This window comes from Arthrobacter sp. N199823 (assembly GCF_002929705.1).
Taxonomy (GTDB): domain Bacteria; phylum Actinomycetota; class Actinomycetes; order Actinomycetales; family Micrococcaceae; genus Specibacter.
Genome location: NZ_PJIN01000020.1, coordinates 1 through 23,141 on the forward strand (window position 1 = coordinate 1; position 23,141 = coordinate 23,141).

23 protein-coding genes are annotated in these 23,141 nt (G+C 55.9%); 8 read left to right on the top strand and 15 right to left on the bottom strand.

What is annotated here, in order from left to right:
• Window positions 1–190 precede the first annotated feature (190 nt).
• The 7 genes from CXQ93_RS19630 to CXQ93_RS19660 form a co-directional block, all read right to left on the bottom strand.
• On the bottom strand, window positions 191–859 hold the full coding sequence (locus CXQ93_RS19630; protein ID WP_104112096.1) for a hypothetical protein: 669 nt from the start codon (window positions 857–859) through the stop codon (window positions 191–193).
• Window positions 856–1,164 (bottom strand): hypothetical protein, encoded by a 309-nt coding sequence (locus tag CXQ93_RS19635; protein WP_181036236.1) that lies wholly within the window; start codon window positions 1,162–1,164, stop codon window positions 856–858. Before CXQ93_RS19635 ends, CXQ93_RS19630 begins: the two co-directional genes overlap by 4 nt.
• A complete protein-coding gene (locus CXQ93_RS19640) occupies window positions 1,157–1,456 on the bottom strand; it encodes a hypothetical protein (RefSeq protein WP_104112097.1) in 300 nt (99 codons plus the stop codon). Before CXQ93_RS19640 ends, CXQ93_RS19635 begins: the two co-directional genes overlap by 8 nt.
• Window positions 1,457–1,465: 9 nt before the next feature.
• Window positions 1,466–1,741 (bottom strand): glutaredoxin family protein, encoded by a 276-nt coding sequence (locus tag CXQ93_RS19645; protein WP_374953431.1) that lies wholly within the window; start codon window positions 1,739–1,741, stop codon window positions 1,466–1,468.
• 641 nt (window positions 1,742–2,382) lie between these two features.
• Window positions 2,383–2,553 carry a hypothetical protein gene (locus CXQ93_RS20805; RefSeq protein ID WP_181036238.1) on the bottom strand — a complete coding sequence of 57 codons (171 nt, stop codon included), beginning with the start codon at window positions 2,551–2,553 and terminating at the stop codon, window positions 2,383–2,385.
• The gene (locus CXQ93_RS19655) at window positions 2,550–3,884 is read right to left on the bottom strand and encodes a Y-family DNA polymerase (RefSeq protein ID WP_374953432.1); all 1,335 of its coding nucleotides are present in this window, start codon (window positions 3,882–3,884) and stop codon (window positions 2,550–2,552) included. Before CXQ93_RS19655 ends, CXQ93_RS20805 begins: the two co-directional genes overlap by 4 nt.
• A 12-nt stretch (window positions 3,885–3,896) precedes the next feature.
• Window positions 3,897–4,334 carry a S24 family peptidase gene (locus CXQ93_RS19660; protein ID WP_104112098.1) on the bottom strand — a complete coding sequence of 146 codons (438 nt, stop codon included), beginning with the start codon at window positions 4,332–4,334 and terminating at the stop codon, window positions 3,897–3,899.
• Between the two features lie 239 nt (window positions 4,335–4,573).
• On the opposite strand from CXQ93_RS19660, the gene CXQ93_RS19665 reads away from it, so the two are divergent.
• Complete coding sequence (locus CXQ93_RS19665) at window positions 4,574–5,353, top strand: hypothetical protein (protein WP_104112099.1); 780 nt, start codon at window positions 4,574–4,576, stop codon at window positions 5,351–5,353.
• Window positions 5,354–5,790: 437 nt separating this feature from the next.
• Here the strand turns inward: CXQ93_RS19665 and CXQ93_RS19670 are convergent, their stop codons facing one another.
• From CXQ93_RS19670 to CXQ93_RS19680, 3 genes are all read right to left on the bottom strand, one after another.
• Complete coding sequence (locus CXQ93_RS19670; protein WP_146073294.1) at window positions 5,791–6,630, bottom strand: hypothetical protein; 840 nt, start codon at window positions 6,628–6,630, stop codon at window positions 5,791–5,793.
• A gap of 633 nt (window positions 6,631–7,263) precedes the next feature.
• Window positions 7,264–7,905: a hypothetical protein gene (locus tag CXQ93_RS19675; RefSeq protein ID WP_104112101.1), complete on the bottom strand. Its 642-nt coding sequence runs from the start codon at window positions 7,903–7,905 to the stop codon at window positions 7,264–7,266.
• Between the two features lie 132 nt (window positions 7,906–8,037).
• Window positions 8,038–8,625 carry a recombinase family protein gene (locus CXQ93_RS19680; RefSeq protein WP_104112102.1) on the bottom strand — a complete coding sequence of 196 codons (588 nt, stop codon included), beginning with the start codon at window positions 8,623–8,625 and terminating at the stop codon, window positions 8,038–8,040.
• 708 nt (window positions 8,626–9,333) lie between these two features.
• Between CXQ93_RS19680 and CXQ93_RS19685 the strand changes: the two genes are divergently transcribed.
• The gene (locus tag CXQ93_RS19685) at window positions 9,334–11,247 is read left to right on the top strand and encodes an ATP-dependent endonuclease (RefSeq protein WP_104112103.1); all 1,914 of its coding nucleotides are present in this window, start codon (window positions 9,334–9,336) and stop codon (window positions 11,245–11,247) included.
• Between the two features lie 299 nt (window positions 11,248–11,546).
• On the opposite strand, the gene CXQ93_RS19690 is transcribed toward CXQ93_RS19685, so the two are convergent.
• Together CXQ93_RS19690 and CXQ93_RS19695 are read right to left on the bottom strand one after the other, a co-directional pair.
• Window positions 11,547–12,260, bottom strand: a complete 714-nt coding sequence (locus CXQ93_RS19690) for an MAE_28990/MAE_18760 family HEPN-like nuclease (protein ID WP_104112104.1) — start codon at window positions 12,258–12,260, stop codon at window positions 11,547–11,549.
• A complete protein-coding gene (locus CXQ93_RS19695; RefSeq protein WP_104112115.1) occupies window positions 12,253–13,311 on the bottom strand; it encodes a DUF262 domain-containing protein in 1,059 nt (352 codons plus the stop codon). Before CXQ93_RS19695 ends, CXQ93_RS19690 begins: the two co-directional genes overlap by 8 nt.
• Before the next feature lie 584 nt (window positions 13,312–13,895).
• Between CXQ93_RS19695 and CXQ93_RS19700 the strand changes: the two genes are divergently transcribed.
• The 3 genes from CXQ93_RS19700 to CXQ93_RS19710 all read left to right on the top strand — a co-directional run bounded on the left by CXQ93_RS19700 (window position 13,896) and on the right by CXQ93_RS19710 (window position 19,396).
• Window positions 13,896–14,936: a YhcG family protein gene (locus CXQ93_RS19700; RefSeq protein ID WP_104112105.1), complete on the top strand. Its 1,041-nt coding sequence runs from the start codon at window positions 13,896–13,898 to the stop codon at window positions 14,934–14,936.
• A gap of 246 nt (window positions 14,937–15,182) precedes the next feature.
• Window positions 15,183–17,141, top strand: coding sequence for a site-specific DNA-methyltransferase (locus CXQ93_RS19705; RefSeq protein WP_104112106.1), 1,959 nt, complete (start codon window positions 15,183–15,185; stop codon window positions 17,139–17,141).
• Entirely contained in the window at window positions 17,138–19,396 is a 2,259-nt protein-coding gene (locus CXQ93_RS19710) for a DEAD/DEAH box helicase (protein ID WP_104112107.1), read from the top strand. The genes CXQ93_RS19705 and CXQ93_RS19710 overlap by 4 nt, the downstream gene beginning before the upstream one ends.
• On the opposite strand, the gene CXQ93_RS19715 is transcribed toward CXQ93_RS19710, so the two are convergent.
• Window positions 19,393–19,977 carry a recombinase family protein gene (locus CXQ93_RS19715; protein ID WP_104112108.1) on the bottom strand — a complete coding sequence of 195 codons (585 nt, stop codon included), beginning with the start codon at window positions 19,975–19,977 and terminating at the stop codon, window positions 19,393–19,395. The two genes, CXQ93_RS19710 and CXQ93_RS19715, sit on opposite strands and share 4 nt — an antisense overlap.
• Before the next feature lie 321 nt (window positions 19,978–20,298).
• Here CXQ93_RS19715 and CXQ93_RS19720 point away from each other — a divergent pair, with 321 nt between their 5' ends.
• Window positions 20,299–20,535: a hypothetical protein gene (locus CXQ93_RS19720; RefSeq protein ID WP_146073296.1), complete on the top strand. Its 237-nt coding sequence runs from the start codon at window positions 20,299–20,301 to the stop codon at window positions 20,533–20,535.
• A gap of 147 nt (window positions 20,536–20,682) precedes the next feature.
• Here the strand turns inward: CXQ93_RS19720 and CXQ93_RS19725 are convergent, their stop codons facing one another.
• Both CXQ93_RS19725 and CXQ93_RS19730 read right to left on the bottom strand, forming a co-directional pair.
• On the bottom strand, window positions 20,683–21,315 hold the full coding sequence (locus CXQ93_RS19725; RefSeq protein ID WP_104112110.1) for a hypothetical protein: 633 nt from the start codon (window positions 21,313–21,315) through the stop codon (window positions 20,683–20,685).
• A gap of 344 nt (window positions 21,316–21,659) precedes the next feature.
• Complete coding sequence (locus tag CXQ93_RS19730) at window positions 21,660–22,151, bottom strand: hypothetical protein (RefSeq protein WP_104112111.1); 492 nt, start codon at window positions 22,149–22,151, stop codon at window positions 21,660–21,662.
• A 20-nt stretch (window positions 22,152–22,171) separates the two neighbouring features.
• On the opposite strand from CXQ93_RS19730, the gene CXQ93_RS21225 reads away from it, so the two are divergent.
• Together CXQ93_RS21225 and CXQ93_RS19735 are read left to right on the top strand one after the other, a co-directional pair.
• Entirely contained in the window at window positions 22,172–22,297 is a 126-nt protein-coding gene (locus CXQ93_RS21225) for a hypothetical protein (RefSeq protein WP_258069138.1), read from the top strand.
• A 111-nt stretch (window positions 22,298–22,408) separates the two neighbouring features.
• A complete protein-coding gene (locus CXQ93_RS19735) occupies window positions 22,409–22,939 on the top strand; it encodes a hypothetical protein (protein ID WP_146073297.1) in 531 nt (176 codons plus the stop codon).
• The last annotated feature ends 202 nt before the right edge of the window (window positions 22,940–23,141 follow it).

Genomic DNA, 23,141 nt, shown 5'->3' on the forward strand with positions numbered 1-23,141 from the left:
GGCTGCGGCATAGACGCGGCTCTTCACTGATTGCTCGGCCATGGTGATCCTCTTTGTTAGTCGTAATCGTAGTAGTAGTAGTAATACTACTACGATTACGACTTTTGTCTAGAGACTTGTACCTCTACCTCTTCCCTCATGTTCACCGCCGCTACGGCTCTGGCAGCAGGGCGACGATGGCTCCGGGTGGTTAGTCCGCGACGGCACCCATGGCCAGTGTGGGCTTGCCACTCTTGGTTGATAGTGGGTGCAAGCCTGCACGGGCGTAGATCGCCCGGTGCTTCTCACTTCGGGCTTCGGTGTAGATCCCGGCGCCTGCAGGCACTAACTGCTCGATGGCCGCACGGGCAAAAGTGAATCCTTCCCCAGTCTGTGGGTACATGGCAAGGTAAGAGACCTTATAGAAGCTGTACCCGGGCAAAGTCTTCTTCCAACCCTTGATGGCAGCACTGTTGGCCAGAGACCGCGTCACGTTCATCTCCCCCACAGCAGCAATCATGGCGGCCAGAAGAAAAACCAGAAGAAGGCCCATCACCACCAAAGCGGCTTTCAACTGCCCCATACTGGCACCAGGAAGACAAATCAGAAGAGCCAGAAAACCGGCACAACAGATCAATGCGGCGATACCGCCGGCCAAGTAGCTGCGCCAGCCCGGCCGCCCGATACCAATCAGTGCCTTATGGTCCCAACGCCACAACTGCCCCTGCACCATCAGCACTAAGACGGAGAGTAGGTGCATCGGATAGACCGCCACGGCGCGACGGTACACACCTTCTCGGCGGTGTTCGGCGGCGAAGGCCCAAGCTGCGACCCAGGCCAGGACCGGGGCATCCCACAGGTGGGCCTTCACGATCCTCACGCTTGCTCCCGGGCAGCCGGGTTTTGTTTCGGTGGCGTCGTATGGGCGGGTTTCGCGTCGATTGCTTGCTCGTCTCGGGTGCGCTGGCCTGGACGCAAGGCACCAGGACCGGCGCCGTCCCAGGGCCGGCCCTTGTTGTATTTGCGCTGGAGGCGACGCACTTCTTTGAGCGTGGCGGCCTCGATCAACTCGGAGATGGAGGCATACCCTTCGGCATGGCCGGCGGCTAAGAAAGCTGCCCTCACCTGATCAGCATCATCCCGTGTGAAGTACGGAGCGAAAGAGGCTGGCTTCTTTCTACTCATCCCTTCCCCCACTCTCCCAAGCCACGGGCCCGCCAAGATAGTTCCCGGGGCGCGTGGCCGCCCTTGCACGACGGACATCTTCCATGGTCAATGTGTTGGCCTGTTCTTTTTTGATGTGACCCTCGCAGTACTGGAGAGCACGTTGCCGGCGGGCGATCCGTTCGACCAGGTCCTCCATCCCAGCCCTCTCATCCTGGTGACCCTGGGCCAGTCCATCCTCGTAGCCTTTGATCCAGATCCGCCAGGCCAACGGGTTGCGGATGATGAACTCTGCAAGCTCTTCCTCGTCCATGGCACTGCCCTACGCTTCCCCGCCGGCGCTACCCGCCAGGGCAGCCGTGTGCAGGGCGGCGGCTTCTTCAATGAGGTCCGGGCGCAGGCCCGACCAATGAAAATGATCATCCACAACAACGATTGGTGCTTGAGAATAGGCCAGCTCTTCGGTGACGTACTCCAGTGCGGCCGGTGTGGTGGTCAAGTCAACTTCCTGGAAGTGGATACCCAGGGCGGTGAATTTCTCGGCCGTCTTGCGGCATCCGAAGCATCCGGGCTTGGAATAAAGGGTGATGGTCAGCATGGTCAGTACCTGGTTTCGTATGGTTAAAAGTTTCGTTCGCCTGTGCTGCTGTATAAGTTCAATTATACACTTCATTCATATGAATGAACAGGCGCTGTGGGCCTATATTCAGCGGTTTCTAACCTATAATTTCAATGATTTTCGGTGTCGCTTCTGGCGTGCGCGGCGCTTGGTGGGTGTGGTGCAAGAACGGATAGAACCTCGCTGGAAATCCCCTCAGGCGCTTGCGAAACTGCCCCCCCCCCCCCCCCCCCCCCCCCCCCCCCCCCCCCCCCCCCCCCCCCCCCCCCCCCCCCCCCCCCCCCCCCCCCCACACCCCCCCCCCCCCCCCCCCCCCACCTCCATGGGCTCATCTGCCTCGTCAACGCATCCCGAATCCCCGACAGGTATCGTCATCGGCCAGCCTTGGTTGTATTGCCCAGCAACAGCTTGTGGTGGCTGTGTTTGTTGGCCCCCTGTCCACAGGTGCACGGCAAAAGATTTTGCCCTTCGGTCTTTTCCCGCACACAGGTTGGACAGCGGGACCCGTGGGGCGGCTGCACACAACCCACACGTCACCTTGGTATCGGCATCTCACCATGAATGACCGTGGGCTGTGCACAGCCTTACAAGGTCTGGGTCCGGCTTATTCCTGCGGAGCTTTAGCGTTGGGCTCGTACGTTGATGATGCGCTGCCCGTCTGGGACGGTGTTGCGCAGCTGGGCGAAGCCCGCGGCGTAGTCTTTTGCTTCCATTTCAATGGTGGCAAAGGTGCCTGTCTCGATGGTTTCCACGGTGGCGATGATGATCATGGGGGAGGTTCTTTCTTTCATGAGGCTTTGACAAGCAATAGCTCGTCCCAGTGGGTGGTGTATCGCGGTGAGAGCATGTCGCGTTTCATGGACCAATCAGGTCCGCCTCGGACCCCTGCACTTCCCAAACCGATACTCCCCCGCCCGTACTTCTTCGATACGGATTCCATCAGCTGACCTATGCCGCGTTCCTCGTGCGGGTTCTCGAAGAGTTCCAGCGGTGATTGGTTACCGGTGGGGCGCAGGTCGGTGACCATGATCCCGGCGCGAACGTATTTCACACCCTCATAGATCCGTTCACACAGGCTATTGGCGGCCTTGTGAAGCAGCACTGGATCTGCGGTGGGCATCGGCAACGACACACACACCGAAGGGTAAGAGATGTTGTCCTGGTTGAAGTGGGACGTACCGGCAAAAGCCGTCAGCACCTTTGCTTGAAGGCCATGTTTGGCGAGGCGGGCGCTGGCTTGTTGGGCATACACGCTCATGACCTGGCCCATATCTGCGGCCGTGGTCACGGGGGTAGCGAAGGAGCGGGAGAAGATCAGTTGATCTTTACCTACACGTTCCTCTTCCATGGGGATACACGGGGTACCTTGGAGCTCCAAAACGGTGCGCATCAACACCACGGAGAAACGGTCGCGAATCATCACCGCGCTAGAGTTCTTCAAATCAAGAATGGTGTGAATGCCCATGGCGTTCAGCCGCTTGGTCAGGCGGGTGGCCACGCCCCACAACTCGACCACGGATAGCCTGGACATCAGCCCATCCCGCACCTCTTCCGGGATGGATTCCCAGTGGCAGACACCGGCGAAGTCTGGATTGTGCTTGGCGAGCTTATTAGCCAGCTTCGCCAGCCCTTTGGTTTTAGCGATACCAACACATACCGGGACGCCGACGTGCCGGCGCACAGCGTCCTTCATGGTTCGTCCAAGCTGGCGCAACTGACCAGGGGTACCGTTGACACCCAAGAATGCCTCGTCAATGGAGTACACTTCGACCCATGCACTGTACCTACCCAGCAGCTCCATGACGCGGGAACTCAAGTCACCGTACAACTCATAGTTGCTAGAAAGTGCCACTAATCGCTTTCTGCGCGGTATTGCATCAGATGCGAGATGTTTGAGTTTGAACCACGGCTCCCCCATCGGGATTCCCAGCGCTTTCGCCTCAGCGCTGCGAGTGACCACGCAACCATCATTATTCGACAACACGACCACGGGGACCCCCTCTAGTGAAGGGTTGAAGGCACGTTCAGCGCTGGCATAGAACGAGTTCACATCAACAAGAGCAATGTAGTCACTGCCAGGCATCAAGGCCGGACCTGCGGGGTCAGGGGTGCGGATACGCATCAAAGCACCTGCCTAGTTCCGCAGGTCATGTAAACACGTTTCAGCGACGCCCCACACCGTCAAGCTACTGGCGTCCGGAACCTGAATATCTGGATAGTTAGGGTTCTCCGCATGAAGAACCACTCCCTCGGCCCTCACGAGCAGACGCTTCACGGTCAGCTCGCCGTCGAGGATCGCAATCACAATAGAACCATCCCGAGGTGTGAGTGCCCGATTGACGATCAACTCATCCCCGTCACTGATACCAGCACCCTCCATGGAATCCCCCGACACCCGCACAACAAAAGTGCTCGTAACATCACTAATCAGATGAGTATTGAGATTCAGCGTCCCATCGAAGTAGTCCTGAGCAGGAGACGGATACCCAGCCGCCACCAACACTGGGGCCAGCAAAGGGTGTGGCACAGGAGGCGCAAAGTCTACTAAACATAAATTCGATACATGAGCCATGACACACCAACTACTAGAAATAAAGTTCTACTAATCGAGTGTACGCTCTGCCTCTGACAGCATCCAAGGGTGGCTCTTAGACTCAACTGCCGATAGCCTTCTTCGCCGTGCGGCGCATGGCGTCCACACCTGCCTAATAGTCGGCTACGTCCATTTCCTTTTGCTCAATGACGCTGCCCTCAATACGTTCCACGGTTCCGAAGATCTTCTCCGCATTCATGAAGGCGGAATGCCCCCTCATGGGGCAGACTTACGTGGTGAAAAAATTTGCGCACGCTGTTGTTGAAATCTGGGCAAAACGGACAGGTCTTGAACAAATTCTGTTGCTGGTCTCCGTCTTCCTGCTCTGTTCCATAGTCGTCTTACTGGTCATGCTGAGGCGTGATTCTGCACCTATGGCAACGGAGTGGGGTCCTGTTGCGTCCTGGGCGGGTGTGGTTGTGACGTTCTTGGGGTTTTTCGGTGCGATTGCAGCATTGAAGGTTCAAAGGGCTGCTGTCGATGTCACCGTGGAACAGCACAACACCGCCAAGGAGGACACGGCTAGAGCTAAGGAGGTCGAGGCGGAGAAGGCCGAGCGCGAAGCACAACAAATAAAAGAACAGGCTGTAAGCGTTGTTCTTCTCAAGGTTTTTGCGAGCCGCCCGGCCAAATCTAGCGGGGCCATTTGCGACAATCAGACAGAGCTTGTAGCTGGATGCACCCTCAGTATCCCTCAGGGCGGACGATACAAGCATGTGAAGCTCACTCTCCCGGAAGTGCCGAAAGGGTTCAGAGTCGTTGGGTCCCCACCACGAACCAATTTCGACGAAATCACGGTCAGGATAAGCGGTGTAAATGCCCTATGGCGCCTCCGTGGTGAAGATTGGCCTTACGGCCCCGAGTCACAGGCGGAAAACTGGTTGGCTGAGCAGATCTTTGTCACGTTCACTGATCCATCCGGCATCAACTGGAAGCTCTATGGGAACGGAAAATTCACTGAAATTTATGAGAATGTCGGTACTAGTTCTCCAAACTAGCTTTAGGGGTTTGCGGTGTGTTCCAGTTCCAAGGAACTCAGTGCTCACACTCGCGTGCCACTCATTGATTGCATTCTCGAGCTTCGATTCAATTTTGGAAAAATATGCGTCTCCCATATAAATTTCGATAAGCGATCCTTTTTTCGGTTTCCGCCACCGCCAAGTGGACCAAGCGTTGACCGCCCCTTAAGGAGCGGAACTTTACGCCGAGTCGGATCGGGGCTATGCTTGGGCCGTTCAGTAATGAACTTTCTGGAAGCGTTGGCCTAGGGCCACACCGGTTCATGATCGGGCGTTTCACAGAAACGGGGAGGTCCCGGCTTCAATACCGGTCGGCAAAGAGGAGCTTTTAGCCTCGGAGGCGTAGCTTAATTGGTAGAGCCCCCGTCGTCCTTTGGAGGAGGTCCCAGCGTCAAGCTGGGACCTCCTCTGCTCGTTTAAGGGGTTACGAGTCTCTGCCGTGCAGCCGTTAGCTCTGCCTCTGGAATGTTCACGACGTCGTAGTACGTCCTGGCAATTCCTAGGATTCGCTTCTTTTGCTGCCCGTCATTTCCCGGTATCCACGGACTCAGCCAGTCCTCCGCCACGAGATCAGCCCAGACAGCAGGGGATAGAGATTGCTGCAGGCCTTCGTTAGCTTCAGCAGCTAGACGCTTGGTTACCGCGAGAGTCCCGATCAGCGCCGGAAGGCGCAGTTCTACCTTGTCTTCTACTTTGTACGCCGGAAATGCTTCGCCCGTGATGTCTCTCCAAACCTGTAGACTCGCGGGGTCGTAGGCAGCGAGCTCTGCGGCGAAATACTTCCCGACTTTGCCGCCGTTGTGAATGTATTCGTTGCGAGCCATCCGCACAAGCTGGAACAAAGCGAGCGTGGACGGAGTAAACGACATGGATGCGGCTCCCTCGAACTTGGCGTGCATATTTTCGGCGTTCAGCCTCTGATTCGATTTGGTGGATCCAGGTGCGCTTCGTTCGAGAAGAACGAGCATCCCGCTAATCAGGTCCTCGTGCAGGGCCATAATCTGGGGAACAGCCAAAACACCCAGCAGATTCTCGGCGTCCTCCAGTACTTCCCGGGCTGCCCCTGTTCTTAGGTTGAATCGCCCGATGTGGGGGACCTGAGGAAAAATATCCTTGAGCAACAATTGGGAACCTGCGGTTATTGCCAGCGTCTGAGATGCCAGCTTGGAGCCCGCCAACAAACCCATCACGGTGTCATTAGTGGCTATCCGTTGACCCAAATAGTCCCGATATTGCCTGTACTTAACTTCTGCCATACCCGTCATCCCATCCCTAGATTTTTTTCGCAAACTGCATTCTGATCAGCAAACTCGTCCCACTGAACCTAGTACGTGTGCGAGCCGAGAATAGCCGCGTGGACTTCCAGTCGCATTTTGAAGGTGGAGTTGTGGACTTCACTGTGCCTCCGCGGTGGGCGGTCCTGGGCTGGGGCCAGCTGCACACCAGGCACTGGGATGAACGGCTCACCGCGTGCAGGAGATTCGTCGTCGAGTGTGGATATCTGCCCCGCTACAAGCGGGGCACCACCGGATGAGAGCGTCCCCTAGGCACATGGTTGAGGCGCCAACATGCCCGGCACCACCACTCCCCAACGGACAACAACCATGTAATCTACGTCGCACCAAACCAACCCCTGACAAGACAACCAGACGCCGCTCCCCTGTCCTGGTAGTTCACGTCGTAAATCGCCGGATACATGCGGTTCCTGTCGACTTGAAAAGTCTCATCAACGAGTCTTATCCGGATATTCTCGAAATCGGAGGAGTCCACCCATTGTTGAGCTCACCAAGTCAGTTTGCATGGGGAACATGACCCAGGGACACGCAGCGGCAACTGGAGAACAGCCAGGCTGCCAGGGTATTCGCTGGCAATACCCTGGGCAGGGAGAACTATGCTCGTTCTCGTTCTGTCAGCCAGATGGCATGATCCATGTGCGTGACTGTCTTACCTAGATTCGTGCGTTGATGAACCTGCGTCACCACGGTTCTGGCCAGCTTGGAATCCACTGAAACATCCAAACTTTCGGCATCAGCTACGCGCTGGACCGCGCGGATAATCCAAGTGTCCGGTTTGGTATCGGGGTAACCCAGCAGCATCCCGAAGTAATTATGCGTGACCGTCCCCAAACCGTGAACATGCAGGTAGGCATTTCTCTGTGCCTGGTTGTGGTGGTCGTACTGCTCGTGCGTGTACACCCCAAGCTGAACCAGGCTTCTAGCGGCTTCCAACACCGCAGACGCTTTGGTCCTGCCGTTGGTTACCCCATGGCTCAAAATATCCTGCAAGTCTGCTTCCGATAGTTCGAGGAGCTCACGTAAATCAACGCCGGCCTGGGGGTATTTTTCTTTGAACGCCCGCAACCGCGGCAGGAGCCCCTTCCCACGCTTGGTCTTGTACAACATTTGTTTTGAATACACGGCGTCGACAAGGGCCATCCCAAGCTGTCCCTCCCAGCCGTTCTGGTAGACCTCGAACTGGTCGGCCTGAATTGTTCTGACATCACGCTCGAACGCATCTATAAGTGGATTCATTATTCATCTTTCAGTTGCCAGCTCCTTGGACACAAAGCAGACGCCCCAAGAGATGTTCGTTTTACAGGTCAAATCAGGATCAGTTTCCTGACCTCTCATCAGCGGGATCGAGCGCACCGCAGCCAGCCTCGTTCATGAGCCCACCTCGGCGTATTTCCCGCTGCCGTTTAGGGCAGCGTACAGTGTCTGCCTCGAGACGCTGAGATCCCGGGCTATCTTGGCTTTGGGCACGCCCTGGCCAATCCATTTCCGAGCCAGTTGGATCTGTTCCGACGTGAGCTTCGGGACGCGGTCGTAGATGCCGTTCCTTTTGGCAATGGCAATGCCCTCGGCCTGTCGCTCACGGATGGTCTTACGTTCCAGCTGCGCGATAGCGGCCAGGACCGTGAGCATGAACTCCCCTTGGGGCGTGTCAGTGTTCAAAGCTGGGTTGTCAATAAACTCCAATGCGACGCCCTTGGCTTTGAACTGTTCGACGAGAGCAAGCAGATCCGTGGTGGACCGTGCCAGCCGGTCCGGTGACTTTACGCGAACCGTATCCCCGTCACGGACGTAGATGAGCATCTCCTGGAGCTGGGCCCTGTCGTTGGTGTTCTTGCCGCTTACCTTTTCGGAAAACAGCCTGTCGACATCGCCAAGTGCCTCGAACTGCCGTGCCTGGTTCTGGTCGGCGGCACTCACCCTCACGTAGCCCACCACTTGTCCTTTATGTGCAGCCATCTCTAAGACCCTCCATCAGTTATGTCTAACAATAGAGGACATGAACCCTGATTGACGCCTCCATGCAGAGATCCCAACCTGTTCCATCGGGTACACCCTGATAGACACGGAACAACGGCACCGCTGCAATGAGTTTCACTCGCCGCACCGGGGGCCGGCGTGATTCAGCTACGACCTACATCGCATGGATAGCTGGTGGTACCGTCCCACCAGCCCTACGCAGGAGATCGGCTTCGTCCTGGGTCGCTCCGATATGTCTCGCAACCAACGATGGATGCACCAATTCAGCCTGGAGGTTTCGATACATAGTTATAAGAATCGTCGGCCTCGGACGAACTGGGATGACTCCGTGGAAATTGGAGCAGTACCGCCGCAGCAGTCACCCGGTCGGTGAGGCGCCTCGTAACCTTAGGGTTACGAGGCGGGATGCGGTTCGTTGGGTATGCAGCCTACGTGCCTACCAACTACATGACGTACTAGAGGTGAGGTAGCGGTCGTGCCAACATGTTGCGACAGACAATCTGCACGGTCTGGAGTTTGCCCGACAGGCGGTTAAGGGAGTTCAGATTGTTCATTTTCCGCTATCAACATTTTGCCGTTAAGCGTCCAAAAAGTAGACCCGCGACTTCATCTAGATCAGTGTTTGGTCCAACTTCGACAGATATACACACGGAACCGATAGCATGATCAAAACTACAGGTGGGGACTATGAAACTTATCAACGCTTCTGTCAGACGATACCGGAGCATCGAGGATGGCAGTTCGTTCAGTGTCGAACGTGATGTCACTGCTCTCGTGGGAAAGAACGAGTCCGGGAAATCTGCTGTGCTTCAGGCGCTCTATAAAAGCAATCCCATCGAGAAAAAGGAGACCTTTGACATCGGTCTCGATTACCCTACAACGAAGGCCCGAGAGCGCAAGAACGCTGACAAAATCCCTGTAACGGTGCTTTCATATGAGCTGGAGCCTGCCGACGTCGCGGCCGTAGAGGACCAGCTTGGCGAAGGTGCGCTGCAGTCCACTGTTGTAAAGGTAACGACCGGGTATAACTACGGAGGAGGCACAACTTGGGAGGTCCCTATCGATGAAGCCGCTGTCGTCGCCCATCTTGTAGTTAACATAGAGCTGCCGCCTTCCGATCAAGCGCGCCTCAATGAAGCCTCCGACACAAAGGGTTTACTCCAGATCCTTTCGTCTACGGAAGCCCAAACGACCGCAGTCACAAAGGTCCAGGAAAAAATTATGGGATGGAGAGAGCCGAGAGCGTCTCTAGCCGCAATCGATATTTTGTCCGCGAGACGGCCTAAGTTTGTTTACTTTGATGATTACGACTCAATGCCTGGAATGGTTTCCATTCCTGACTTAGTTGAAAAGCGCGATGAAGAGACACTCACCCGAAGCGAACAAGCTGTAGTTTCCTTGCTGGATGCAGCTGATGTGGCATTGGAGGACTTCCTGTCTCCTGAAAGCCACGAACATTTGGTTCGAGACTCCGAAAATGCATCTAACAGCATTTCCGAGGAGGTATTTCAGTATTGGTCTCAAAATAAAAACCTAGCGGTTAAGATCAACCTCATCGAGAAAGCGGAGAAGGGTGCAGTCGCACCTTTGGATTCGGTCCCACTTCTCCAGATCCGTGTTGAGAATCAACGGCACCGAGTCACTGTTCCTTTCGACGAGAGGTCTAGGGGATTCGTCTGGTTCTTTTCGTTCCTCGCTTACTTTTCGCACTTGGAATCTGAGTCCGAACAGCCGCTCATCTTGTTGTTGGATGAACCCGGCATCAATCTCCATGCGTCCGCTCAGGCCGATCTTCTGCGCTTCATTGATGAACGACTGGCCCCGAAGCATCAGGTGCTTTTCACGACACACTCACCTTTCATGATTAATCCTCATGCTTTTGGAAGAGTTCGAACGGTCATTGACCAGGATGGAGTGGGCACAAAGGTCTCTTCGGAAGTTATGTACGCCGATTCGGAAACGTCGTTCCCTCTTCATGCGGCGATGGGTATCGATCTCGCACAAACCCTGTTCGTAGCTCCTGACACTTTGGTGGTCGAGGGACCCTCCGACATCATTTATTTGGAAGTCCTGTCCAGCGCTCTAGAAGCAACTGGGCGTGAGCATCTTGACCCTCGGTGGGCGCTCGCTCCAATTGGTGGCATCACCAAACTACCTGCCTTCGTCACACTCCTAGGTGCGAATAAGCTCAATATTGCCGTCCTTGCCGATGCCTCTCTAAACGATCAAGAGGCGGTTCAGAAGCTGAGGGCGGCTGGAAAACTCGCCAACGCTGGTATCGTCCTGATCAGCGAAGTGGTTGGACGGGATGAGGCCGATGTAGAAGACATTCTTGACACGGGTTTCTATCTCAGACTGGTTAATGGGGCCTACGCCGGCCAGCTGAACGGCGAACCTCTCAAAGTGGCCGAACTCTCTAAAGGAGATCGAATTACGCATAGAATCGCCAGCGTCTTCAAGGAGCGTGGGATTAATAAGGGCAGGCTAAATCACTATTCGCCCGCCAAGTATCTTCTTCAGAAACAGAACTCTTTGAAGATACCAGAGGCTACTCTGGACCGGGCGGAGCTTCTGATAAAGAAGATCAACGCGTTTCTCTAGGACTCTATCAACGGACCTCTCGAGTAGCTGGATCCCTTCGCTTTTGGGATATTGGTTTTCCCTATGATTATGGTGACTCCTTGAAGGCGCGTCGTTTTAAGGGCAAGTCCTCACGATCCCTCCAGTCGAGTTAGTCAGAGAAGCCGGTTGCCAAGTCTGTGCATCAATACTTGGAGCTGGAATGTGTCTCGAAAATCAACTGTGTCATAAGCCATGGCTTGTGAGGTAGCGGCGAAGAACCGCATAAGGCATACGGAATCCGCGCTGCGTTCATAAGTAAACACCGGAAGCTATGTCATCTACGTGATTCTGTATTTACGTTCCGAAGCATATGATGAGAGGGAAAGACAGAAGTGATCGACTAGGCGTGTTAGCTGAAGGATATGTTCTGCGATACTGGCCGCCGACTTGCCTGAAGCCTGCTCGTGAAATATTTCGGATATTGGGTCGTTTCCATGTGCGACATCATTGCGCATCGTTGACATCGCGGTCAGCGCGATTTCCATGTTCGCTTCAGGGATTGCAGATTCATCTAGATCAAGAACAGTCCAGATCCGTTGAAAATGGCTCGCCCTGATGGTTTTGCCGTCAAGAGGGGGCTGTGGGGTTGAGCTGGTACGCGCGGGAAATTTTGCTATCTGCATATTTGTCTCCAAACGTGTCACGATAGCTCGGTTATCCCAATGTTTGTCTCCTTTCGAGGACATGCTCATCGCTTGAAAATACGCATCGGATGCGAGTGCGCGAAGCCCGGGACTGAGATCAGAAATTGGCACTCCTGCGTGATTGATGTCGATCGATAATTCCACAAGGGCCTCTCGAAGAAGCCGCTCGATTTCTGCCATCGTCGCAACGGCGGCGGCACCACGTAGTTCCTTTCCAAAATGGTCAGCCCCAGCAATCCCAGGCAACGTATTAGATGCCAACCGCAAGAGTGTTTGGCGCCAGAATTTCAAACGTCTCGTCGCATCATCCCCAAGCTCGATGATGATGATGCTGAACGGTTTACTCATCTCCGCTGAGGAGTAGACTTGCTCGATCGATTCGACGCCTCAACATTGAACGAGTGTTCGTCCCCCCAGTGCTCGCTGCAACCAATTCGGGATCGTTTAACCAGTCGTTCAAGGATGGCGTGGGTGACTCGCCCTTCTGTATTAGCTCCCCAAGGGCAACAGCACAGGCTTCGAATTGCACCAGCGGAGTGATGTTAGTGTTCCTTCGCAGGAAGGGGCCTTCGTCCAGCAAGGCGGAGAGCGAATCAAAAGTCGACTGGAACAGCTCGCGTTCACGCGAATAGTCAAAGCTCTTCGACGCCGAAGCTGTGAAGTCATTCACAAATTTCTTCACTCCACCGGCGAATTTATCCCGGGAGTTCTTATAAGCGAAAAATTTGATCACTTGCTCTGCTGCAGTTCCGTCGTGCTTGTTTACTTCTTGGAGTTTGAGTAGAGAAGAAAATGCGGCGTTAGTACTCAGCTCCTCAGCAAATTCCATAAATTCACCTCCATATACAGCTGACCGAACTTCCTGAGGTGTCAGGGAAATTGCTCCCGCGTTAAGTCGTTCGAAAAGGTCGAACCTCACGCTTTTGTCGCTCTTGTCCGTGAGGGAAATGAGTTGCAAAGGCTGTCGCCCAAAGTAGCGCTGGATTGCTAGCGGCATATTTTCGAGAGCAACTCCGTTGAGCTGCGAGAGCTTTGTGAGACCCTCAAGCTTAAGAGGGGCCTCCCTGCCGATCTTTTTGAGCTGTTCATCGGATGGTGAAATGAACATGATCAAAGTTGAGATGCGCTGGAGCCCATCAACCACTTCCCATTGAAAGTTGTCGTTGGTCGCGACAAAAATGGGCGGAATTGGTAGTCCAAGAAATAATGACTCGATAAAAGTGGATGCTACAGCTTTCGACCAGCGGTACTTGCGCTGATACGAAGGTGCTATGCTCAGCTCGCCCTCCTCGAACATGCGCACTAGTTCGCGAACCGAAAAGCTGACTGCTCCTACGTCGACCTTTCGGCGCTCATCTGCTAGTTGTTCTTCGAGGCCCGAGAATTTATTTTCACTCATAATTGAAATCCTAGTCCGGATGTTCCCAAGGCGGGACTGCCCCGGCTTTCGATCGGTGACCCGCACGTAGGTATCGCTGAGCAGAATGGAACTGCTGAGGCACACGAGGTGATCTCGGCGGTCCCGAACCTCCTAGTTATAAAGTCCTGAGCAAATTTGTGGAGAGGCGAGACCATTTCACACCTTGTGCTCGCCTTGGAAGGGGAGAGTGGACCATTCCGCGAATCATGCCACAGTTTGGTGGGCGCGAGCGGTAACGATCCGGAAGCTCCAATGTTTTCCGTCGCAAGTTGTGCAGACGACTTCTGACATATGGTGCTGTCGACTTCGGAGACCGACAAAAGGGACCGAATAGAACGGTAGCTGTGTCTCGTAACCGAAGTGTCTCGAATCCCATGCCATGCAAGACGACCTAGAGCTTGGGCATGCAACACCGAGCGATCACAGAACACCGCCATGGAGCACTTAACTTCACACTCGCCCAGCATGGGCGAGACGGCCTGCCAAAACCGGTCATTTCTGGACACTTCGTAATTCAGCATGGTTGGAGCCAGAGCATACAAAAGATTAGATAGTCTGAGTTGATGACTTCTGGCGAGCTTTCCATCCTTCCCGACGACTACGCCGAGGTGCTCGCATCGCTCAAAGACCGTGTACGTCAGGCCCGGCTTACAGCCCAGCGCCGAGTCAATACTGAACTCATTGGCCTGTACTGGGGTATTGGGCAGCAGATCCTGGAGCATCAGGACAGCCAAGGATGGGGCGCCGGTGTCATCCGCCGCCTGGCTGAGGACCTCCGCGCCGAGTTTCCACAGATGAAGGGGTTTTCTCAGCGCAACCTGCAGTACATGCGGACCATGGCCAGCGCCTGGGGACCTGCTTCAAATGTGCCACAGGCTGTGGCGCAATTGCCCTGGGGTCATATCCGCACCATTCTGGACAAGGCCGAAACCCCACAGGAGCGCGATTGGTACGCGGCCGCGGCCGTGGAATACGGCTGGTCCCGCAATGTCCTGCTCAACATGATGATGAACCATTCCATGGAACGCACGGGGACCGCGCCATCAAACTTCACCCAGCACTTGGCCGCCCCAGACTCAGAACTGGCACAACAAGTGGCCAAAGATCCCTATGCTTTTGAGTTCCTGGGTCTCTCCGGTGAGGTTGCCGAACGAGACCTGGAGCAGGCGCTCATGGACCGCATTGTGGAGACGCTGCGGGAACTGGGCCCAGGGTTCGCCTTCGTCGGGCGCCAAGTTCATCTGGAAGTGGACGGAGATGATTTCTACATCGATCTCCTATTTTTCCATGTCGAGCAGCTGCGCTACTTCGTCATCGAACTAAAGACCGGAAAGTTCCAACCCGAGTTCGCCGGAAAATTGAACTTCTACGTAGCACTGGTCGATGACAAACTACGGCTCCCAGCCCATGCACCGACCGTTGGGATCCTCATCTGCGGCAGCAAAAACGACCACACCGTCCGGTACGCGCTCGGACGCTCCACCTCCCCCATGGCCGTTGCCGCCTACACGTATGAGCAGCTCACCAGCGAAGACCAGGCCCTGCTCCCACCCGAGGCACAACTCACAGCAGCCCTCGATACACTTCCAAGCGAACCGGGATAGCCCGCACATCACTTCCGTACACTCGTCTAAGAGGGAAAGCGAGTTCCGTCCCGCGCGCATCTCAACCGTGAAGATTGCGAAAAACAGCTAACCGCAATCGTCACTCTGCGGGTCCGGTGAGATCCGTAACGACTGGATAGCGCGATATGGGCCCGTAAATCTGCGACTGTCCGAGAGCCGCGTCATTAGCTGATAGAAATAAGGCTGGGGTTCTGTGCGCGCGGCGATGGTTTTCAAGGAGTTTTCATGTCCAAAAGCATGTTCGAGGTCTACTTGAACGAGGTGACGGACGAAGCGCTCCGAGCAAAGCTGAAGGCCGAGTTCGAGCGCACCACCAAGAAGTTCGGTCTGGTCTTTGAACGACACTCTCCCGAAGGCATCCGGATGCCCCAGGCCCAGGTGCGCCGCGGTCGCACCGTCATTCGCGAAGCCGACGGTACATTTCACAAGGTCCGTGCCATCAGCGGCGACGCTGTGACTCTCGCCGATGAGTACGGCAACGTGATCGAAGAAAAGCTCACGAACGTGACCGCTGCCCGGCAATTCGGCGAAGTAGTCTTCCCAGGTTTAAAGACCGTGGGCACAATGCGCACCGGCAACCCGGAGTCACCCGCCCATGTGGTGATCAACGGAGAGAACTTCCACGCCCTCGAAATGCTCGGATACACCCACCCCGAAACCGTAGATCTCATCTATATTGATCCGCCTTACAACACGGGCAATAAGACGTGGCAGTACAACGACCACTATGTCGCCGAGCAGGACAGCTTCCGACACTCGAAGTGGCTGAGCTTCATGGAACGCCGGCTGACTCTGGCCAAGAAGCTCTTGAAGCCCGCGGGCGTCGTCATCGTGGCCATCGGCGACGATGAGCACCACCGGTTGCGGATGCTTATGGACGAGATCTTCGGTGAGAAGAACTTCATCATGAATGTCGCGTGGCAAGGCGGTGTCTCTGCACTTGCCAAGCATCATGGCGGCGGTTTGGACTACATGCTTGTTTATGGGCTAAATGCTGAGCTGATTCCCCAGTTCCGTGACCCCAAGCCCTTTGCTCCCGAGATGCTTGCAGTAGTGCGCGACGCACTGTCCGCTGGGGACACGGTGGATGAAGCACAGGTAAAGCTGAAGAAATTCATCAAATCAAAAGCCAAAGAAATCGCTCCCGGATTGGCTATTTTCAGCAAAGTAGATAGCAACGGTGACATCTACCTTGAAGGAGACTTGGCTAACTCTCTTCCAAGACCAAACCTCCGGTACCCGATCACCAACCCAGAAACTGGCCGTACATACGAGCCACCGAAAAACGGATGGGAAATCGGTCCAGAACGAATGGCCGATCTAATCGCGCACAAGAGGATCATCTTCGGGACCCGCAACGTTCCAGCTCGTAAGAAACTACTCGTTGAACACATGGATGCACTACCCGCTCCGTCATTTTACAAAGACCGTCGTTCGGCTTCCCAACGACTACGACGGATTTTAGGTTCGGACAGGTTTCCGAATTCCAAGGACCCAGACGTTCTGATGCGCTGGATTCGGCTCGCGGCCCCGAAAGATGCTGTGATCCTGGATTTCTTCGGAGGCTCAGGCACCACAACTGAAGCCGTCATCCGGCTCAACGCCGAGGATCAAGGCACCCGGCAGTGCATCCTGGTCACCAACAACGAACTGTCAGCCAAAGACGACGCTGCGCTGCGCAAGGCTGGGCATCAGCCAGGCTCCTCAGAGTACGAGGCGCAGGGCGTGTTCCACAACGTCACCAAGCCGCGCATCGCGACAGTCGTGACAGGCGTACGCCAGGACGGCACTGGCTACTCCGATGGTCTGCCAGCCAACGTGGAGTTCCTTGAGCTCGCCTACCTTGAGGAGAGCCGTGTTCACGCAGCTCTGGAGTACGAACGCCTCGCGCCATTGTTCTGGCTGAAGTCCGGCTCAGTGGGCACCGTGGTGCAACGCACCGAGGATTCAGCCTATGAATGGAACGAAGAGTCCTCGATGGCTGTGCTGTTCAATGCCGGGAAAGCAGCCGAACTGGCGGAAGTCCTAGCCACCAAACCAAATCAGGTCAAGCACGTCTTCATCATTACTGACTCGCCGGAGCAGGGCGACCTCGCCGGGGAGGCGTTCGGCGACGAGATCACCGTTGAGCCCATCTATGGCTCGTATCTCGACGCCTTCCAGATCAACCGGAGCGATTCGTGAAATTCACCCTTGCCGACTACCAGGCCGACGTTGTTGAGGAAACGCTCAACGAAATCAGCATCGCCACCCAACGGCTCCGCTCCAACAGTGAGCGCAAGACCGCGATCGGTATCAGTGCTCCGACCGGCGCTGGCAAGACCGTAATTGCCTCGGCTGTTTTGGAGGGATTGTTCTTCGGAACGGAGGACTCTGATCCGCGCCCGGAAACCACCATCCTGTGGCTGACCGACGACGCAGAGCTCAACGAGCAGTCCCGCAAGAAGATCCGGGCGTCCTCGGACCGGATCAATATGAACATGCTCCGGACCGTCGAAGCTGACTTCGACCAGGCTGAGTTCAGCCCAGGACTCGTCTACTTCCTGAACGTCCAAAAGCTCGGAACCGGCGCTACACGGCATATCCAGACCGGTGACGGACGCCGGTATTCATTGTGGGAAACCATCGGAAACACCATCAAGCAGCGCGGCAGTGGCTTCATCATCCTGGTCGATGAAGCCCATCGCGGAGCAACAGACCGGAGCCGGCCGACGATCATGCGCCGAATCCTGGACGGGTCGACCATCGAAGTACCGGGAGGCAACGACACTTTCCGTACGATCGTGAACCCGCCGGCGCCTATTGTCATCGGGTTGTCAGCGACTCCGAAGAAATTTGAAGAGGCCATGCGCGGCGCCTCCGGTCGTTCCCTCGTGCAAGTAGTGGCCGATGTCCAAAAGGTGCGCGCCTCCGGGCTCATCAAGGAGCGCATCAACGTCAGCTACGCTGTGGACGACCAGCCCAGCGATGACACCCTGATTCGTCAAGCGGTAGCTGACTTGGACCGTTCCGACCGGCAATGGCAGGAGTGGGCCCGCGCCACGGGCACTTCGTCCTATCCGGTGCCGCTTCTGGCGATCCAGGTTCCGGATCTGACGTCGCCCGCCAAAATAGGCGAGATCGTCCAGACACTCACCGACGCCTCTGATGCTTTTGACGACGCAGACTCTGTGGCCCACGCATTCGGCGAGCACGCGCCCATCACGACCACCACCTGGTTGAGCGGTGTAGAGATGCCTCGGGTTGTCCAGTACATTGCCCCGACCTCGATCTCGCAGTCAGGGAACCTGCGCGCCGTAATCTTCAAGCAGGCACTCACCACCGGCTGGGACTGCCCCCGGGCCGAGGTCATGGTGTCCCTGCGTACAGCGCAGGAGCACACGCAGATTGCCCAGCTCATCGGCCGCATGGTGCGTAACCCGCTGGCCAAGAAGATCGAAGAACCTGAATTCGATGATCTGAACGCAGTGGACCTGTACCTGCCACACTTCAACAAAATTGAAGTCGCAATGGTCGTTAAATCCTTCATGGATTCCGCGGACATCGAGGTTCCGGTGCAGTTGAATCCTCAGCGGATGACGCGAAACCCGGATGTACCTCAAGCCGTCTGGGACGCCATCAGCGAGCTGACGCGTGAGCAGAAACCTGTACGCCGGTTCAGCTCGAACGTGAATCGCTTGGTGCGGCTGGGCGCTTTGATGGACAACTCCGGATTCGAGCACCCCGGAGGTGCTTCCTACACCCAGGAATCGTGCAACGTGGTCGTGGAGACGCTTGCGTCTGTGTATGGTCAGAACAAGGTCGCCATCGACAAGGTTGCTGATTCACTACTCGAAGTGAGCTTTGAGATGGCCACCTTCGACCAATACAGCGGCGCGAACACCAGGACGATCGCGCGCACTGCTGCTACCAGCCAGAAGAACCTCCGCCAGCTCCTCGAAGAAGCAAAGAGACGGCTGCCCGACGCCGCCGCAGCTTGGTACAGCACCTCCTTGGTGATTGCCGGGGAACTGGAGTGGGATGAAGTCATCGTCCGGACTGTTGCCCTGGCACGGTCCACCGAGGTTCGTGAAGCCCTCGAAGCCCAGTGCGGTGCACGCGTAGAATCTTGGCGTCGCAACACGGCGGGCTCGGTGGCACGCCTGAAACCGACGCAGCGCCAGGAATTTGAAGCCATCTTCGCCCCCATCGGTTCAGCACTGACCAGCATCCTCGGTATGCCCGAGACTATTTCGCAAAAGACAGAAATCCTGAACAAGGACACCGGCCTGGTCGAGGAGCTCCCACTGTATGCGGGGCACCTTTACGCGCTGCCCGAGACCAAGCTGTTCCCCGACACCTTCACCAGTTGGGGTCTGAGGAAGATCGCCCCGGAAATTCACGCTAACGCCGTACGTGGAGTCGATTCCGGCGTAGACGGTGAAATTATGCGGATCTAAGCGGCGGTGTCGCCGGCGCGTTTGATGGCACGGTAGACGGTGGAACGGGCTACGCCGAAGAGCTCGGCAATTTCAACAGTCGTGTGCGTTCCCGCCCGGTGAACGGAAACCAAGTGTGCTTCCTGTTTCTTGGAGAGCTTGGGCTGCTTTCCTCGCAATTTCCCCTTTGCCTTGGCGACAGCCATGCCTTCCCGCGTTCGTGCACGGATCAAGTCCGCCTCGAATTCGGCAACCATGGCCAGGACATTGAAAAGGAGTTTGCCCACGGGATCGGTGGGGTCATGGACGGAACCACCGATGCTGAGCTTGACCTCACGACGGGTGAGTTCATCAACGATGCCCTTTGCATCGCGCAGTGACCTGGCCAAACGGTCAAGCTTGGTCACGACCAGGGTATCTCCGCCCCGGCAAGCTGCCAGCGCTTTCCCAAGTCCGGGCCGTGCCCTGTTGGCACCAGTGAGGCCCTGGTCGGTGAAAGTCTTTTCCGGTGACACTCCGAGGGCAAGCAAGGCGTTCTTCTGCGCCGTGAGGTCTTGGTCATTGGTGGATACACGCGCGTATCCGATCAGGAGTCCGGTCATGGTTTTGAGTGTAGCGTTTAGCCCCCCTTCACCGGGCTTTTTCTCGGGCAGGGTATACGGGAATATGACATCTGCGGAACCATGCGGATTCGAAAATTTCCGAAGTCGTCCGCACACGCTCCGGTGAACGACCGGCTTACGGGACACTTTGACAATGACTATATGAGGCGCCCTTTTTGGGACGGTGCGTCAGCATCGGAGTCATGGCACCCGTCGTCCTTTTCGACTCGCGGTTGACCCCTTGGCAAGGCATGAGCCAGCCACTAATCATCTGCGTTTGCCTACAAGGAGTCCGAGCGCTTGTGTGCAAGACTCATGATCATGCGAGAAATTATTTGGGGATGGCTTACATCTGCGATCGGGTTGGCTGTATTGATTTTACTGTTTTTCTACGGCATGCAGAGTGGAACGTGGCTGGATGAAGTTGGACCTTTGCGCTTATCGCCGCCGACTTTTGTTATTCCTTTTGCTATAGGTGGCCTTGGTTTAGTCCTGTTCCTTGGCGGACTGGTCATAGGTTTAGTTGCGACCGGTGAACGCGTAAACCAGCGCCAGTAGTTTGCTACTTCGAATGGCATCGTTCCGATCACCGCTCGGGGTGAAAAACGACCCGTTCTGGGTTCCCTCTCGGCCAGATGGGCTCGCGCACCGCTCCGGTCGCACGGGCAGGCTCTTCACTGTCCGGGGGCGCTCTGTGGGCGATGATCATTTAGCAGGATTGGGAAACCTCGTGACGTCATTTCCGCAGGTAAGCAGCAGATCTGAATCCTGTCTGGCAAGAGAGCAGAGATCAGTCTCGAAGTGGCCCGACTCTGCCATGCCACGGATCCCACGTATCTCTTCGTAGACAAAGGCGGACTTTTGCGTATAAACAGCGAAACTTGCAGGATCGAAGCCTGGCTTACCGACTATTACAGTCTCCCCGGTCTCCGCCGTCACCTTGTAATAGGTTGCCGCAATTGAAATCAGCCCCGAACCTAGCCAAAAGTAGAGCCAAACTGCGGCGGCCGCGGCGGTGCACAAACTCACGAGGATGCCAACGAACAATCGACTGCCTTTGTGCGGTATTCCTCGGATCATTGGTGGAACAAGGCATAACAGCCCCACGACAGCCGCAAGGCCACTTATAAACAGCCCACAAAACACGAGCGGCCAACCAGACACCACATAAAAGAAGACCTTTCCCGATGACCACGACTGCTCCGACCAAGACCACAACCAGCCAGAACCCAACCCAATAGTCACTGCAATAGCCAAGAACGAGATACCCCAAGCGATGCGTCGGCGGCTTAACGCCTTCCCACGCGAATCAAGGACTGGGGCTTCTTCAGCAGCCATGAATTCCTTCCCCGCAAGAACCCCCTGGGAGACGCGGATCTATTGGCAAGGCAGTATCTGGGAAGAAAATCATCCTGTCAGTCTTCCACCCGGCACAAGGTAAAGCGTCCTACCCAAGGATGAATACGTCAGACTGGATGACCGGTCAATCTTCCTTTTCTAGGGCATTTACGGCAATCTCGAATCAGGTTGTTTTGCACACTCATTCAACGTTTGCGGTCGCGGGGAAGCTGTTTCCACGCTAGGTCACCGCGATCAAGCGCATGTCCCACCGTCAGGCGGACTTCGCTTCTCCGCTCGAGTGCCCGGCGGTCAGGAGGCTACAAGCCTTTTTTGTTGTCCTGCTACGTGACCGGCGACGTTTTCTTCCGCGCCGTTGCCTTGTTCACCGCCGTCACCATCATTGCAACGACAACAAGGAACGCGAGTCCGCTGACGATGTACAAGGGAGCCTCCAACGCGAATGCCGCCTCGGCGTTCCAATCAAAATAGGTATCGCCTACTGAGTTCAGATTGGAGAATGACGTGAAGAAATATGCCGGCGCACCCAGGGTGACGATTCCTGCCCATAGTGACACGGCTGCCCAGTTCGGAATTGCGGATCGGCGGAAAAGCGTCGTCACGCCCCAAACAAGTGAGAGCAATATACCCATCACCGCGAAGACGAAGCCCGGAATGGTGGTGTATGTCTGACCCGCAGCATCCATGTCAGCAATCGTTGTTTCAAGCGGCATCTCGCTCGCGGCGATCACTGCCCAGTCGTTCATCAATGTTGCCCCGATGACGGAGTAGACGATGATCGCAACGATTCCGAGGAGTGTGAGGAGTATCCGCATCGTGAAAGGCTAACAGCAGTATGGAATTGATTCCCCATTTTCCGGAACTCTCGCAACGGCATATGGTCTCGGCAGAGAACTTCCAGGACTACATGGATGAAAATGCCGGTTTCGCCTTCACACCCATGGATTGTTGGTGGGTGTAGCGCTGAGGGTTCCCCGCGGGATGGATTCATGGGCAGGCTAATCCACGCCGCAGTCGATAGATATCTTGTGGCCCTCTAGCGATCCGCTGGGTTCCGGCATAGCGTGGCAGGATGACATCCCGAGAACGGTTCATGACAGAAATCCCGCGACCTGAAGCCATCGTTGACCTGGTTGAAGAGTTGATCCGGTACCCCTGGCCTAAGAGTGAGGCCGAACATGAAGCTTTGTTCAAGCGTCTGGGTTGGAGCCGCGGTACACAGTCTCTGAGGCAGATTTCAACTGACGCCGCGATGCACTTTCGTCTAGAAACGAGCGATGATGGTCCCCCAGTCATGGCCACATCACGGGAAATTGACGGCGTCATAGAATCCGTTTTTTTGGATCTCCGACTGGATTCGGCACTGCCAGACCCGGAAGCAACTAAGTGCTTTGACGCCATTGTCAGTCAACTGACGGGTCTCCACGGCGAGCCCACCATTCCATGGCACGGCCAGAGAGGCTTGCGGAAGATGTGGAACGTCAACGGTATAGACATAGATGTCACCTGGAATGACAGCCGCAGCTCCCTTACGATCGGTGTTCAGGACGAACGAGTTTTCGCCGAAGTGGAAGCTTACGCCCGAGCTAACAGCGTGGAATGAGTTCCGCATCTCTAATATGGGTCCTTCTCCTAGTCACCCAGCCCCGCCGGCTGTCCCGCAGACCGTTCCTGTTGCGGGCACGATACACAGACGAAGTCGATGACGTGTGGCTAAGAGTCGCAGCTCTCCGTGTCGGCTTTTCTCGGTTTAGGTGTTCGCCGCGGCTCCAAGTGGGTCAGTTGGTTCTCGCCCCTGGGGTTAG

Excerpts from the sequence above, each read along its gene's own strand:
- CXQ93_RS19635 (WP_181036236.1), bottom strand. The coding sequence starts at position 1,164 with ATGAGTAGAAAGAAGCCAGCCTCTTTCGCTCCGTACTTCACACGGGAT.
- CXQ93_RS19640 (WP_104112097.1), bottom strand. The coding sequence starts at position 1,456 with ATGGACGAGGAAGAGCTTGCAGAGTTCATCATCCGCAACCCGTTGGCC.
- CXQ93_RS19645 (WP_374953431.1), bottom strand. The coding sequence starts at position 1,741 with ATGCTGACCATCACCCTTTATTCCAAGCCCGGATGCTTCGGATGCCGC.
- CXQ93_RS20805 (WP_181036238.1), bottom strand. The coding sequence starts at position 2,553 with ATGAAAGAAAGAACCTCCCCCATGATCATCATCGCCACCGTGGAAACC.
- CXQ93_RS19655 (WP_374953432.1), bottom strand. The coding sequence starts at position 3,884 with ATGCGTATCCGCACCCCTGACCCCGCAGGTCCGGCCTTGATGCCTGGC.
- CXQ93_RS19660 (WP_104112098.1), bottom strand. The coding sequence starts at position 4,334 with ATGGCTCATGTATCGAATTTATGTTTAGTAGACTTTGCGCCTCCTGTG.
- CXQ93_RS19665 (WP_104112099.1), top strand. The coding sequence starts at position 4,574 with ATGGGGCAGACTTACGTGGTGAAAAAATTTGCGCACGCTGTTGTTGAA.
- CXQ93_RS19670 (WP_146073294.1), bottom strand. The coding sequence starts at position 6,630 with ATGGCAGAAGTTAAGTACAGGCAATATCGGGACTATTTGGGTCAACGG.
- CXQ93_RS19675 (WP_104112101.1), bottom strand. The coding sequence starts at position 7,905 with ATGAATCCACTTATAGATGCGTTCGAGCGTGATGTCAGAACAATTCAG.
- CXQ93_RS19680 (WP_104112102.1), bottom strand. The coding sequence starts at position 8,625 with ATGGCTGCACATAAAGGACAAGTGGTGGGCTACGTGAGGGTGAGTGCC.
- CXQ93_RS19685 (WP_104112103.1), top strand. The coding sequence starts at position 9,334 with ATGAAACTTATCAACGCTTCTGTCAGACGATACCGGAGCATCGAGGAT.
- CXQ93_RS19690 (WP_104112104.1), bottom strand. The coding sequence starts at position 12,260 with ATGAGTAAACCGTTCAGCATCATCATCATCGAGCTTGGGGATGATGCG.
- CXQ93_RS19695 (WP_104112115.1), bottom strand. The coding sequence starts at position 13,311 with ATGAGTGAAAATAAATTCTCGGGCCTCGAAGAACAACTAGCAGATGAG.
- CXQ93_RS19700 (WP_104112105.1), top strand. The coding sequence starts at position 13,896 with ATGACTTCTGGCGAGCTTTCCATCCTTCCCGACGACTACGCCGAGGTG.
- CXQ93_RS19705 (WP_104112106.1), top strand. The coding sequence starts at position 15,183 with ATGTCCAAAAGCATGTTCGAGGTCTACTTGAACGAGGTGACGGACGAA.
- CXQ93_RS19715 (WP_104112108.1), bottom strand. The coding sequence starts at position 19,977 with ATGACCGGACTCCTGATCGGATACGCGCGTGTATCCACCAATGACCAA.
- CXQ93_RS19720 (WP_146073296.1), top strand. The coding sequence starts at position 20,299 with ATGCGAGAAATTATTTGGGGATGGCTTACATCTGCGATCGGGTTGGCT.
- CXQ93_RS19725 (WP_104112110.1), bottom strand. The coding sequence starts at position 21,315 with ATGGCTGCTGAAGAAGCCCCAGTCCTTGATTCGCGTGGGAAGGCGTTA.
- CXQ93_RS19730 (WP_104112111.1), bottom strand. The coding sequence starts at position 22,151 with ATGCGGATACTCCTCACACTCCTCGGAATCGTTGCGATCATCGTCTAC.
- CXQ93_RS21225 (WP_258069138.1), top strand. The coding sequence starts at position 22,172 with ATGGAATTGATTCCCCATTTTCCGGAACTCTCGCAACGGCATATGGTC.
- CXQ93_RS19735 (WP_146073297.1), top strand. The coding sequence starts at position 22,409 with ATGACATCCCGAGAACGGTTCATGACAGAAATCCCGCGACCTGAAGCC.